This is a genomic window from Rhodococcus sp. HNM0563, assembly GCF_012726195.1.
GTDB lineage: Bacteria > Actinomycetota > Actinomycetes > Mycobacteriales > Mycobacteriaceae > Rhodococcus.
The window spans coordinates 1-530 of record NZ_JAASAF010000040.1 but is presented as its reverse complement, the minus strand read 5'-3'; the positions used below and the strand labels follow the sequence as shown (position 1 = coordinate 530).

The 530-nt window shown below is 67.7% G+C and carries 1 protein-coding gene; it reads right to left on the bottom strand.

Annotated features, from left to right (window positions below):
• Positions 1 to 530, bottom strand: a 530-nt coding sequence (locus tag HCA61_RS25875; RefSeq protein WP_169691058.1) for an RNA-guided endonuclease TnpB family protein, incomplete at both ends; no start/stop codon positions are given.

The window sequence follows — 530 nt, the reverse complement described above, 5'->3', positions numbered from 1 at the left end:
TGATGATCCAACCGCGTCTCGCGCACCTTCCGGTGCGCCGCGGCAACCTTTCGGCGGGCCTTGTCCCGATTCTTCGATCCTTTCATGGTGCGCGAGTAAGCCCGTTGGGCGCGGACCAGCCGACGTTCCTTCGACCGCAACCAGCGGGGATTGGCAATCTTCTCGCGGGTCCCATCGTCGTAAACGATCGCCGCGACCGACTCGAGTCCGACGTCGATGCCCGCGCATCGGGTCGGCACCGGTGAGGGCACCAGCGCAGCGGGCACGGGTTCGTCGACGACGAAGGACACATAGTAGCGGCCGTCGGCCTCGCGGATCACCGTCACGCTCGACGGATCCGCCGGCAACGGTCGCGATGTCTCATACCGGATCCGCCCGATCTTCGGCAGGCGCACCAGCCCGATACCGCCGCCCGGCTCGAGGACTGCGAACCCGGCGTTGCGGGTGAACCGGGCGGACTGGCGGTGTGTCCGCTTCTTGAACCTGGGAGCGCCGACCTTGCGGCCCTTGCGTTTGCCGGTGCGGGAGTC